General features: G+C 42.8%; 13 protein-coding genes and 1 pseudogene. 4 read left to right on the top strand and 10 right to left on the bottom strand.

The features are described from left to right. Positions 1-228 precede the first annotated feature (228 nt). From EWV84_RS11870 to EWV84_RS11850, 5 genes are all read right to left on the bottom strand, one after another. Complete coding sequence (locus EWV84_RS11870; protein ID WP_287078152.1) at positions 229-600, bottom strand: clan AA aspartic protease; 372 nt, start codon at positions 598-600, stop codon at positions 229-231. After that, complete coding sequence (locus EWV84_RS11865) at positions 597-872, bottom strand: hypothetical protein (RefSeq protein WP_287078151.1); 276 nt, start codon at positions 870-872, stop codon at positions 597-599. Before EWV84_RS11865 ends, EWV84_RS11870 begins: the two co-directional genes overlap by 4 nt. A 228-nt stretch (positions 873-1,100) precedes the next feature. After that, positions 1,101-1,856, bottom strand: a complete 756-nt coding sequence (locus EWV84_RS11860) for a hypothetical protein (RefSeq protein WP_287078150.1) — start codon at positions 1,854-1,856, stop codon at positions 1,101-1,103. Between the two features lie 16 nt (positions 1,857-1,872). Then, positions 1,873-2,379 carry a hypothetical protein gene (locus tag EWV84_RS11855; protein ID WP_287078147.1) on the bottom strand — a complete coding sequence of 169 codons (507 nt, stop codon included), beginning with the start codon at positions 2,377-2,379 and terminating at the stop codon, positions 1,873-1,875. A gap of 168 nt (positions 2,380-2,547) precedes the next feature. Continuing rightward, positions 2,548-2,898, bottom strand: coding sequence for a hypothetical protein (locus tag EWV84_RS11850; protein ID WP_287078146.1), 351 nt, complete (start codon positions 2,896-2,898; stop codon positions 2,548-2,550). 786 nt (positions 2,899-3,684) lie between these two features. On the opposite strand from EWV84_RS11850, the gene EWV84_RS11845 reads away from it, so the two are divergent. Genes EWV84_RS11845 through EWV84_RS11835 form a run of 3 tightly spaced genes read left to right on the top strand, consistent with a single transcriptional unit; the run spans position 3,685 to position 6,004 of the window. Then, the gene (locus EWV84_RS11845) at positions 3,685-4,251 is read left to right on the top strand and encodes a glyoxalase-like domain protein (protein WP_287078145.1); all 567 of its coding nucleotides are present in this window, start codon (positions 3,685-3,687) and stop codon (positions 4,249-4,251) included. 48 nt (positions 4,252-4,299) lie between these two features. Then, positions 4,300-4,641 (top strand): hypothetical protein, encoded by a 342-nt coding sequence (locus tag EWV84_RS11840; protein ID WP_287078143.1) that lies wholly within the window; start codon positions 4,300-4,302, stop codon positions 4,639-4,641. A 28-nt stretch (positions 4,642-4,669) separates the two neighbouring features. Continuing rightward, entirely contained in the window at positions 4,670-6,004 is a 1,335-nt protein-coding gene (locus tag EWV84_RS11835; RefSeq protein WP_287078142.1) for a flotillin family protein, read from the top strand. On the opposite strand, the pseudogene EWV84_RS23110 reads toward EWV84_RS11835, so the two are convergent. Together EWV84_RS23110 and EWV84_RS11825 are read right to left on the bottom strand one after the other, a co-directional pair. Continuing rightward, positions 5,950-6,153 (bottom strand): annotated as a pseudogene (locus EWV84_RS23110) (Uma2 family endonuclease); the annotation flags it as partial. The gene EWV84_RS11835 and the pseudogene EWV84_RS23110 sit on opposite strands and share 55 nt — an antisense overlap. 148 nt (positions 6,154-6,301) lie before the next feature. Continuing rightward, the gene (locus tag EWV84_RS11825; protein WP_287078141.1) at positions 6,302-8,398 is read right to left on the bottom strand and encodes a S8 family peptidase; all 2,097 of its coding nucleotides are present in this window, start codon (positions 8,396-8,398) and stop codon (positions 6,302-6,304) included. A 67-nt stretch (positions 8,399-8,465) separates the two neighbouring features. Here EWV84_RS11825 and EWV84_RS11820 point away from each other — a divergent pair, with 67 nt between their 5' ends. Continuing rightward, positions 8,466-9,257, top strand: coding sequence for a Uma2 family endonuclease (locus EWV84_RS11820; protein ID WP_287078140.1), 792 nt, complete (start codon positions 8,466-8,468; stop codon positions 9,255-9,257). A 10-nt stretch (positions 9,258-9,267) separates the two neighbouring features. Here the strand turns inward: EWV84_RS11820 and EWV84_RS11815 are convergent, their stop codons facing one another. Genes EWV84_RS11815 through EWV84_RS11805 form a run of 3 tightly spaced genes read right to left on the bottom strand, consistent with a single transcriptional unit; the run spans position 9,268 to position 11,528 of the window. Beyond that, a complete protein-coding gene (locus EWV84_RS11815; RefSeq protein ID WP_287078139.1) occupies positions 9,268-9,489 on the bottom strand; it encodes a cyanobactin biosynthesis PatC/TenC/TruC family protein in 222 nt (73 codons plus the stop codon). 46 nt (positions 9,490-9,535) lie between these two features. Further along, positions 9,536-9,745 (bottom strand): cyanobactin biosynthesis system PatB/AcyB/McaB family protein, encoded by a 210-nt coding sequence (locus EWV84_RS11810; RefSeq protein WP_012263826.1) that lies wholly within the window; start codon positions 9,743-9,745, stop codon positions 9,536-9,538. Between the two features lie 40 nt (positions 9,746-9,785). Continuing rightward, positions 9,786-11,528, bottom strand: a complete 1,743-nt coding sequence (locus EWV84_RS11805) for a S8 family peptidase (protein ID WP_287078153.1) — start codon at positions 11,526-11,528, stop codon at positions 9,786-9,788. Between the last annotated feature and the right edge of the window lie 100 nt (positions 11,529-11,628).

The following is an 11,628-nucleotide window of genomic DNA, read 5'->3' as shown; positions in this document are numbered from 1 at the left end:
TAATACTGCACACTTAAAAACTCACATCTGATAACTGATGACTTACCCACTGATAACTGATAACTGATAACTGATAACTGAGAGGTGCAACCCTGGAAGTTCTTAAGTGCTATATTAAAGATCAAGAAAAGCCGTCGTAAAACGACGGGGTTTTAACCCAAATTTTCGATAAATAGTCTAATCATAGGTCGGGTGCAGTGATTTGTTAGACATTTTTCTAACTAGAGACTATGACAAAGGTTTAATTGTCACTAATCCCCCAACAAAACCCTGAATATTCAACTCATAGCCATCAAGTAAACCCATACCAACTAATGGATCTGTCTCTGACTCATTGATTTCAATAGATTTGATCTGACCATCCCAGATCACAGTTGCCTCAAATACGTTAAACATACAGAGGCTTCCATCGCCCAAGATTCCCTCTTCTTGCATATACCACGTTAATCCTAGTGTTGTAATGATAGCGGAAGGCAATGTGAGAAATCCAGTGTAACCAGTGTCAATAACTGCTTTAATCGCTTGCCTCTGGTGATTTTCGCCTAGCACTATGAATTGAATAATTGCTTCTCGGCGCGAATTGACGCTCCCCATCATCATGGCGACACACTGGGGGAACGAAAGCCAAAACGATGGACGGCGCGATGCCGAATGCGAATACCAAATATTTGTGCATCAGGAAAACGTATTAACAGTTGTTTAGCAGCTGTTAGGCTGTCGTCAGCCACTTCAAAAGCCCCTGTTTCGATGTCTATTGCTACAATCTTCCCATGATTCCCTTCCTCGATTTGGGAGCGTACCTGAGATTCATAGACTTCGTGTCCACGTCGGGCAAATTCTTCTTTGCTGTAGCGGGGTTGTCGAACTGTCATTGAAGCGACCCTGTTGCAACTTTTGTCCCTCTATTTTAACCTAAACATTGGGAATCTTCGCTAACATTCCTCAACTGGGCCAACAAGAGCGGCACCGCACCTAACCTCACAGCTTCAATCAATGTGCAGGGTGCGTTCCCCAAAATCTATTGGTGGAATAGTGGGACTTGCATTAGGGAACGGACCCTACAGCGATAGCGATCGCACTGCCGTCAACCCAGCCTACGGCTAAATCTTCTTTTCACTTAGCACTTTTCGCAGGGCTTTGACAGCAGTATCAAGCCCAGTATCTAACATAATTCCACCTGTAAATTTAAGCAAATCTGATGAATTCACTACAACCTGAATACTGTCGCCACTTGATACTGCTAATTTGAAAAGTTGTGCCTGCTTCATCAATACACCATTTGGTAATGTGTAGTTCGTAGAATCATCCCGCGTCGAAACGGCAACTACATCTCGATAGTGGAATTCATCGTCTCTTTCATTAAGAGGAACACCTCTTATAAAGTTATAATCGCACTGATAAGAACTGAGTTTATGTTCGGTTAAATGCACAACTGTTACAGCATTAATGCTAAATCGAATACGCTCATCTTTACCCTTTTTCCAGGCAAGTTCTTCTGTTGGAACACCATGAGTTGACCAGAGGATAGGTCCGCGAATCACAACAGAATCTCTAATTAGTTCTTCTTCCTCAATGTTTAGGCGATCCATCGAACGTTTCTTAAGATGTTCAATGTCATCAACTAGCCAAGCATCAACTGTTTGATCTCCAGGAGCATCCATAACAGGTTTGATCTCGAAAAACAACCATGCTCCTCCTGCAATTAAGACAAGTAGGCCGATTCCCGCACTGGAGGATTGTGATAGCAAGAGCAAGCCAATTACAAGAAGGATGATTGGCCACTTTAGTTTTGGCTTTTTAAAGTAATTTCGGATTCGCTGGCGCTTTTGATCTTCCGAACTTTTGGATGCTGTCATTAATATGTTCCTCCACTCATGAGATTTGTTTAACAAGCTCAATGTACAATTGGTTATTGGTCATCGGCAGTTTTGCCAGCAATACTCGCAATCTGTCGATATTGGTTGCACCAGGATGAATAGATTCCAAGATATTTGCTATGGATGGTGAGGGACATTTTATTCGATTGCCACTGTAATAGTCATCACGAACAAGTACTCGAAACCATTGAACAGTTGCATCAGAATCACCCATAGCCGTAGCCGTAGTTAGTAATTGATCAATTTCCTCGATTTCACTACGCTTCAGTATTTTAGGTCGTCTACCTCCAAGCAATGCTAGTGCCAAATAATAGTAGGCAGGAGCAATTGATGGATCAGCTTCGATTACATCCTTGAGAAAATTTATTGATTGCTGGTATGACTTCGCCTCCAGAAATTGAATACCTTGATTAAATAAAGTATCTGGATCTGGTGATTGAGAAACTTGATTAATATTGAACTGAGTGTTTACATGCTGATTTCGCTGGTCGTAGCTTGCCATGATTTTCTAACTCCTTAGTACGGCGGATTCAGGCTCAGTCTGGTACATCTTCTAAGTGGAAAGGCTTATCCAATAAGGAGTTGTTTGTGCCAGATGGATAGAGGAACCTCCGTAAGTATCCATCAAAAAATTGCATACGAACACCCTCTCAACTTCTCAACTATACTGTCAAAACAGTTGTTGAACTAACTCAATGGCCTTGACAATACCTGTCACGATACCACCAGCCTCGACCACACCTTTCATAAATTCCTTTGCTTCACCAAGATGCTCCAATATAGATTTCCTGCTTGGCTCTGATTTTTTGGCTTGATCAATAGCCTTCTGAATCTGGTACTGAGCATCTGTGACTATCTCAGCATCGATAACTTCGGCCTCACCAGCCTTTGATATCTCATCCTTGAGTTTTTTTAACTCACTAATCAGGTCTGCTCGATTTTGGACATTACCGAAATTGATGTCACCAGCAGCATTATACTGATAAGTTACTTTTTGACCCCGCTGATCAAACACTGGCATTGTTTCTCTTCCTCATCAACAACTTTACTAAATTCTTCTCTGTAGAAGCCTCACAGTTGACATCCTCACCGCCGTAAACGGACGGTGATTCCTCACCACGCTACTTTTTTAGGGTAGTCGCCGAATGGGGTTGACGCAGATAGCGAAAAACGCTTAATTGCTTAAGTCTGACACTTTCGACCCGTCCATTTAAAGTCTCCGAATGCCCACCGGCGACTAATTTAATTTGGGTTTATACATACCGACACAAGGTATGTTTTGCCTCTAGCATGGAGTTCCCACCGGCCGTCAGCTTCCCCTTACTCATCGTCAACCCGTTGCAGGAATTTTAACCTAGTATGTTTATACTGGAGTATCTATGATAGGGCGGGTTTTTTAGACCAGCAAGATTCTAACACAAGGCCGCCCTAAAAGGGGCGGGGTTTTCAACCCAAATTTTCGATAACCAGCACTAAAAATGCCAGTAGGGTTAAACCTGATTGCAGAAAGACGGGAAGCGCAAAAGAATTCATAAAAGTACCTCACTTTTCTAGGGATGGCTCTATTTCCAATATACGCTTTCATTTCCGCTAATTCCTCATATTTCCGTCCGCAATGTCATCATCTCATCATTTATTCATCCCATAGGGAGAATTTGAGGCAAATTGTACTGTATTTAAACTGGGTAGGGAGCATTTTAATACAAATGTACAGAACTCGGTTACTCCCCACCCTGTTCACTTAAGTTTCAGCGTCGTGATTATAATTAGGGAATGATAGAAATTCTTAGGCAATAGGATCACATCAGTGTTGATAAATCATCTTTTCTTCGGCGCTTTCCTACCCCTTGATACTCTCCTGTCCACCCAGGGGATTATGGTTATGCTTCTGGCCGCTTATGCTTTAGCCATGTGGATGTTTCTAACTAGCGCCCCAAAAGTTCATACAATCATGGTGACAGATTTGGAGACAGCCCGACAATTTTATGAAGGACTTTTAAATTTACCCACGGCCGATGTTCCCCTCCATTACTATTACAATTATGAGCAGACGATGGGCAATAATATGATTGACCCATTTTATATGTCTAGTAATCCGGCTGCGACTACTGCTCATACTTCTTTGGGAGATCAACCCCAGGGTTTATGGTATCAGTTAAAGAAAAATACCCAACTGCATATCGTTGCTGGGGCAACTGCGGGTTATAAGGATCGTCATCGTCACGTTTGTTTTGATCACGATTGTTTAGAACAAATTCTGATGCGGGTGGAATCACGACGCTTAAAGTATAAAGTTCGTCGCAATAAACCTTTAAATTTTTTGGTCAAAGATAATGCTGATCGCGTGATTGAAATGGCCGAAGTCTCGAATTAGTTAACAGTAATTAGATTGGGGGCAACCATAACGGTAAATAACTAAACTATGAATGCTCAACTGCTCACAATCATTTTAATTTCTTTAGGGGTAGGTATTGGTTTGGCCATTCTACTCCTAATTTTAGTCAAGTTAAGACGCTGCAACCAACAGGTAAATAGTATCGTCGATCATCAATCTCTCATCGGTTTAATTGGAGTTGTTCAAATCCCCTTCGATAAAAATAGCAAGGGGAAAGTGCGAGTTAATGTCGGGGATAGTCTGATCGATATAGTAGCGATAACGGAAGGGGAAGAACAATTTAATGTCGGGGATCAAGCATTTATCCTCAATTGCCAAGACAATAAAGTTTTAGTCATTGCGGAAAAGTATATCAGAGGCGATTTGTAATTTCTTCTAGACCAAAGGGTAACTAACTATGAATAGTCAAAATAATTCCTATCTCATCCAAATCAATCCCAATCAATACGACAACAATAACAACAACAGTGCTGGTAATTTATTGGGGAATAGTGTTCCCATTGCTTTATTGATATTTCTGGGGATTGGTGCGATTTGGTTTATCAATTCTTTTTTGTGTATTTGCAAACCCAATGAAGTAGTGATCCTGAGTGGGATGAAACGCAAATCAAAAGATAGACAAGATGCAGGTTATCGAGTGATATCGGGGGGTCGGGCGATTCGTATTCCAATTTTAGAAACCGTTAAACGCATGGATGTCACCACAACCCCGATCAGAATTGAGATTAAAAATGCCTATTCTAAGGGCAATATTCCCCTGAATATAGTGGCAATTGCTAACGTGAAAGTTAGTTCTAAACCTGAAATAGTCGGCAATGCGATCGAACGTTTTTTAGATCGAGATCGAGAAGAAATTATTCGCGTAGCTAAAGAAACTTTAGAAGGAAACTTGCGGGGTGTAGTCGCAACAATGACCCCCGAACAAGTGAACGAAGATCGCCTAAAATTTGCCGAAAGTATTACCAGTAACGTCAGTCAAGACCTGTTTAAACTCGGTTTAGAAATTGATACTCTCAAAATTCAAAATGTCGCCGATGAAGTGGATTATCTTAACTCCCTCGGACGGGAAAGAATCGCTTTAGTCATGCGTGATGCTGAAATTGCTGAATCAAATGCACTCAATGAAGCTGAACAAATAGTCGCGGAATGTGAGGAACAAGCAACCGTAGCTAAAACCCGCGATCAAATTATCATTTTAGAGCAAGAAAACGAATTAAGAAAGTTAAAGGCAAAACTGGAACAACAGGCTAAATCGGAAGAAGAAATAACTATCGCCGCCGCTAAGGAAAAACGTGCTATAGTTGAAGAAAAATTTCAACAGGTCAGAGCAGAATTAGAAAGATTACGTCTCCAAGCAGATGAAGTTTTACCCGCAGAAGCGCAGCAGGAAGCCGAAACTTTCCGCGCTAGAGGACAAGCGGCAATTTTTGAAGAAAATGCTAAAGCTGAAGCCTTGGTTAACGAATTATTCGCGGAAGTTTGGCAAAACACCGGCAGCGAAGCATCAGCAATTTTCTTGATTCAACAGTTAGAAACTATCCTGGAAGAAGCGATAAAAATTCCTAAACGCTTACACCTCGATCGAGTTAATATTGTTGATAATGGTGATGGTAAATCCCTCGCTACCCTGATTAAAGTCTATCCCGAAATCGTCAATCAATTCCTCGCCAGTGTCCATCAAACCCTCGGTATTGATGTGGTCGGAACTCTCACCAATAAAATTGAAAAATAGCAGTCAGAAAACATACTAGCCTGATTTTGGCGATAGATTGCTACCTGTTGACTAATGGGATCAATTAACCAGCCCAGTCTTAAGCCACTATCAAGATATTCCTGCATTTTTGCTTGGAGTTGACTTAAAGAATCAGTGCGCGGCCTTAAGAGGGTCAATTACCTAATTTTCGGGGAAAAAGTCCCGGAATTTTCCCCCCGACCACTCCAAGAAATGGCACTTTTTGATTTCAAAAAAGCCTAAAGATATTATCCAACAAGGTTTTTAGATTTATTCAGCAAACCCTAAGCTAAGACCTCACTTAGAAACAGCCCAAGAGCGCACTTCTCCTAAGGTTACTGGAGTGCGATCGCTAACATCAATGGTAAAGCGAAATACTCGTTTAGCTCGCAGACCATTTTCGGGATCGAAGAATTTTAATTTCACATCCCAGCATTCACTTCCGTAGCGACAGAAGGGGCTTTTTTCTACTTCAATACTGTGTAATTCCATTCCCATTGCTACTGCTTGGGAGAAGGTTTGTACAGCTTGAAAAGCGTTAGTAGCCGCAAAATTTAAGGCGCGATCGCGTGCTATTTGTCCTAAATTTCGTAAGTCATAATAAATGCGATTCAAGAAACTGGTCAGAGAACGCCGCATCCTCGCTTCATCGGCGATTTCATGTTCCGCGCTAACAGTTTCTATCGCTGATTCAATCAAAGTATTAACTTTCCAGCCATACATTCCCCGGGGACTATTGACTTTGAGGACAGGAATAATTTGACCGGAAAAAAGTTTCACAGTTTCCTCGGTCAGCATACCCGGAATACTCACTCTTTCAACATAATCTTCGTCAGCTTCTGGCAATATTTGACCCGCTAACATATATTGCATGACTTGATAAATATCAGCAGCAAAAGCTCCCACTGGTTTAATAGCATAGATGGGAGTTAGTTCTAAATTAACTGTCCAAATTAAAGACTTAGTTTCTGATAGATTACTTTCTAAATAATCTACCATTTGTCGTGCATCGTAGGGATTAGGAGGTAATTCAAGATTATCGATTGTGATGGTTGGCATTAACTGCTTAAAAGTATCCCGACGCGCTTCTGTACCGAAATCATAACCCAAGGTTCCTAACACATAAACGAGGTTTGAGCGTTGACTAGGAACAACATTATTTAGGACAATATTGTTATGTGCTTGATGATTTTTTATTAATCCAGTTGAGGAAATATTTTCTGAAGCATTGCTAGGAGCGATCGCTGGTTGTCTTGTTGCTGCTGTTGAAATGGTTGCAGTTATTCCCTGATTCGCTATCTCGGTTGAACAAGAGGGAATAACAGAGGTTGTCGCTGTCACTGGAATTACCGTCGATTCTATGATATTATTCGACGAATTGTTATCCGCTTCAACAGTTTGTAATTTCTCTCCTGTCAGCAATTCATAAGCTCCAGAGATGTTGATTTTTCCTAACAGACAGCGTTCTGGTTCTTCTACTTCATTAGGATCGCAGGGGATGGCACTATTAGTCAAGGCGGCTCTTACTGCTTCCGCATCAGGAGATAAACCCTGTTCTAATTGCAAACTCATTAATAAAGCGGCCGTTCCTGTCACAATTGGAGCAGCGCAGCTAGTCCCTTTTTTGCGGATAGGGTCATCAGTTCCGGGTTGAGATCCTAGAATATTCTCTCCGGGAGCAAGAATCCCTTGAGTCGCATATTTACCACCAAAATTACTGAATTTAAATGGCTCTCCTGTATCTTTCATCGCTCCTACTGTCAGGACATTTTCTAATACCGCAGGAACGCACCAACACTCTCCTTTATCATTACCACCAGGAGCAATAACGAGTATATTATTATCCTGTGCTTGACGAATCGCTTTATCAATAAATTCGTGAGCTAATCCGCTTTGAGTTGGGTGACAAGCGGCACAATGAATAATATTCACTCCCTGTTCAATCGCGTTACTAATCGCCCGGGAAAGATTGAGAGGATTGATAAAATCTTCATTCCCATAAGCAATGGGAATATTTATCACCGTTGCGTTAGGAGCAATCCCTTCTACCGGTGAATCTGGCTGTCCACAAATGGTGCTGATAATATGGTTAGCATGGAAGCGCAAATGCAAACTGTGGCGGATATTTTCATCTGGAATCGCCTCCTTAAACATTTCCTCTTTTTCTTCATCACTTTTGCCACTTTTTTCTACATCTAAAAAGGCTTGTAAGTGTTGGGGATCGATGGGAAATTCTTCGTCCCAATAAGGATTAATACGGGTAATATTTGCTCCTTGAAAACAGGCGCGATCTAAGTCAACTGGTCCATCAAGAACGGCGATTTTGATGCGTGGATCGCCTTTGGTATGGGAGCGAAGAGCGGTCATTCCGGGGATAGCATTGAGATCAGGCATAGTTTGTACAGATTTTCAAGAACAGTTATAGAATAAAAGCTAGATAACAAAAATAGGGGAATTAAAGATGAGTTCAATCACCCAAACGGTACAATCCTCAACCACAATTCAGGAACCTTCTGCAACGGTGTATTGCGATTCCCCTTTACCCGACCACACCCAACTCCCCGATAAAGATGGAAGTTTTGTGAAAAACTATCAAGAGCCTCCCCAAGCAGACCTTTTAACGGATACTATTACACGCCTTTTAGAACAATTACATCCTGATGGTAATTACTGCCTAGGTCGAGATTGTGGGATTTATTGGCGATTGCCAGAGCATCCAGAATCTCTAGAAAAGGGTGCTGTTGCTCCCGATTGGTTTTATGTTCCCCATGTCCCCACGACTATTGATGGTCAAGTTCGCCGTTCCTTTGTGATGTGGAAAGAAACCATTGAACCGGTTATTGCCTTAGAATTTGTCTCTGGCAATGGTGAAGAAGAACGGGATAAAACGCCTGTTAAGGGTAAATTTTGGATCTATGAGCGAGCGATTCAAATTCCTTTTTATGGAATTTATGAAGTTAACAAGGCCCAGATCGAGATGTATCAGTTAGTTAATGGTCGTTACCAAAAAATGACTCCTAATCAGCGCGGTCATTATCCCATTGTTCCTTTAAAGGTAGAGTTAGGAATTTGGCAAGGAGAATACCAAAATCAATTCTTTCCCTGGCTTCGCTGGTGGGACGGGGAAGGTAACTTGTTGTTAACTTCCCAGGAATCTACTGAACAGGAACGACAACGAGCCGAGCGGGAACGACAACGAGCCGAGCGCCTAGCGGAACAGTTAAGGGCATTAGGGATAGAACCTGAAGATTAAGGGAAGGTGTTTAACACCAAATTCGACCCCGACGAAACGGCGGATCATTGGGATTCGCCTTGCGGTCTTGGAACATGGTTTTCCAGCGTCCGTAATCTTCTAACCCAGTTGCGGGAATATATTTAGCTTTAGGTTGAGTTGTTTCCTGTGGTTGAATGTTGGATTTTTTTGTTTCTGGTTGCTCAACATTCGGATTTGTTTCTGATTGCTTAGAACTTTTAGAGTTAGCCATTGTTTGATTTCCTCCAGTGTTTTTTGTTAGGTTTTAGAAGTCGATACTAATAACGAAAACCGCCAAAGGATGACATTTTTAGATAGCCATAGTGAGGGTATTGAAATTGTGCCGGATCGTTGTAGTTAGCCCCATGAACTAACTTAACCAAGATAGATACTAAATCTTCCCCATCTCCATGAACAATATCAACACATTCGTGGGGATGAATAAAATGGGGACGTTTGACGGGAGCAGACTGTTTGGGAAGTCTCATGGTTGTTTTGGGGTAAATAGATAGAGTTTAGGGGAGAGGACTAATAAGGAGAAGACCAGGAACGAACCTCGCCCAAGGTGACAGGAATTAGGTCACTCACATCTATAGTAAAACGGAAGACTTTACGAGCGCGGCGGCTATTTTCTGGGTCGAAGAATTTTAACTGTACATCCCAACAATCGCTATCCAGCCGACAGAAAGGACTCTTAGAAACATTAATACTATCTAACTCCATCCCAGCACCCACAGCCTCAGAAAAAGTTTGCGCTGCTTGGAAAGCATTGGTCGCGGCAAAATTGAGGGCGCGGTCTTGGGAAGTTTGCCCTAAATTGCGTAAATCGTAGTAGATGCGGTTGAGGAAACTACTCAAAGTCCGGCGCATTTGGCTTTCTTGGGCTTCTGTTTGTTCTGCACCAACAGCTTCTATTGCCGCACTGACTAAAGTATTAACGTGCCAACCATAAATTCCCCGGGGGCTATCCGGTTCAATGACGGGAACAACTTGTCCTGAGAACAGGCGTACTGTGCGCCCAGTAATCCGTCCAGGAATACTGACACGCTGGATATATTCGGGGCTGTCTTCCGCTTGCACTTGTCCCGAAAGCAGTTCCTGTAAAGCCGAATAGACTTCGCGGGAAAAAGAGCCGAGGGGTTCAATGGCGTAAATTGGGGTAAGTTCCAGGTTCAGGGTCCAGATTAAGGATTTGGCTTCTGAGAGGTTATCGGCTAAATAATCCACCATCTGGCGGGCATCGTAGGGATTAGAGGGAACTTCAATCCCTCCAATTACGGCGGTGGGCATCAGTTGTTTAAATGTGTCCCGACGGGCTTCTGTACCGAAATCATAGCCCAAAGTGCCAATGGCATAGACGATTCCACCAGCGGGTTCAGCAGCTTGGCTAGGGGTGACAGATTTAGTGGTAGTTTCAGGCATGGATACTCCTTGAGAGGTTGTTACAGGGTTGGGAATTTGGGCGGCAACAACGGGGATTGCCGGTGCGCTGGTTGCGGCACTCAGTTCGAGATTTTGGCGTTGAACCTCGGTGGTTTCAGGTGTACCACCGCAGCCGCAGCCGGAAGCTTCTACTGTTGCTTGGGTTTCTATGGTTTCGGACATGGTTTCTCCGGTTAGGTGTTTAATTGCCCCCGAAATGTTCAACAGGCCGGCTAAACATTTTGGTTCGTTTTCACTGTTTGTCAAGGGACAGGGAACGGCGCTTTTTAGTAGTGCTTCCCTGACTGCGTGGGGATTAGGTGTTTCTCCCCGCTGCACTTGCAAACTGAGTAATAAAGCCGCTACTCCTGCTACGATGGGCGCAGCGAAGCTAGTGCCACTCATTTGTATTGTCCCGCCGCCCGGTTTTGCCCCTAAGATATTTTCTCCAGGGGCAAGGATGCCTTGATTTTGGTAGGTTTCCCCCCAATTACTAAAGTCGAGGGGATGCCCTCTAGCATCAACAGCACCCACTGCTAGGACAGCAGGAAGGGCGGCTGGAACATGGAGGCACTCGCAACCATCATTTCCGGCAGCCGCAACGACAAGAATATTTCTCTGGCTACACATTTCAATGGCACGCTCTAGCCAGTCTTCTGCTTCTCCCATATCGGTGAGCGCCCCCCCACTAATACTAATAATGTGCGCTCCATTTTCGGCGGCTTGTTCAATCGCACGGGCTAAATCTAGTTGAGATAGTCGCCGTCGGTCATCGGAAAAAACTGGCACGAGTAAACCGTGACACTGAGGGGCAATTCCTTCGATTTCTGTATTAGAACTCTTGCAAATTAATTATATGTTATAATGATGGGTTAACTAATTTTCCCCAAAAAATTAGTTAATCAGTACATTCGTCCTGAATAAAAACTTGAAGTTTAACTTTTAACTC

The sequence above is a fragment of the Microcystis sp. M_QC_C_20170808_M3Col genome, assembly GCF_007095505.1.
GTDB lineage: Bacteria > Cyanobacteriota > Cyanobacteriia > Cyanobacteriales > Microcystaceae > Microcystis.
The sequence above is the reverse complement of the archived record's forward strand: the minus strand, read 5'-3'. Positions and strand labels throughout refer to the sequence as shown.

Excerpts from the sequence above, each read along its gene's own strand:
- EWV84_RS11835 (WP_287078142.1), top strand. The coding sequence starts at position 4,670 with ATGAATAGTCAAAATAATTCCTATCTCATCCAAATCAATCCCAATCAA.
- EWV84_RS11840 (WP_287078143.1), top strand. The coding sequence starts at position 4,300 with ATGAATGCTCAACTGCTCACAATCATTTTAATTTCTTTAGGGGTAGGT.
- EWV84_RS11870 (WP_287078152.1), bottom strand. The coding sequence starts at position 600 with ATGATGATGGGGAGCGTCAATTCGCGCCGAGAAGCAATTATTCAATTC.
- EWV84_RS11865 (WP_287078151.1), bottom strand. The coding sequence starts at position 872 with ATGACAGTTCGACAACCCCGCTACAGCAAAGAAGAATTTGCCCGACGT.
- EWV84_RS11815 (WP_287078139.1), bottom strand. The coding sequence starts at position 9,489 with ATGGCTAACTCTAAAAGTTCTAAGCAATCAGAAACAAATCCGAATGTT.
- EWV84_RS11860 (WP_287078150.1), bottom strand. The coding sequence starts at position 1,856 with ATGACAGCATCCAAAAGTTCGGAAGATCAAAAGCGCCAGCGAATCCGA.
- EWV84_RS11810 (WP_012263826.1), bottom strand. The coding sequence starts at position 9,745 with ATGAGACTTCCCAAACAGTCTGCTCCCGTCAAACGTCCCCATTTTATT.
- EWV84_RS11850 (WP_287078146.1), bottom strand. The coding sequence starts at position 2,898 with ATGCCAGTGTTTGATCAGCGGGGTCAAAAAGTAACTTATCAGTATAAT.
- EWV84_RS11825 (WP_287078141.1), bottom strand. The coding sequence starts at position 8,398 with ATGCCTGATCTCAATGCTATCCCCGGAATGACCGCTCTTCGCTCCCAT.
- EWV84_RS11855 (WP_287078147.1), bottom strand. The coding sequence starts at position 2,379 with ATGGCAAGCTACGACCAGCGAAATCAGCATGTAAACACTCAGTTCAAT.
- EWV84_RS11820 (WP_287078140.1), top strand. The coding sequence starts at position 8,466 with ATGAGTTCAATCACCCAAACGGTACAATCCTCAACCACAATTCAGGAA.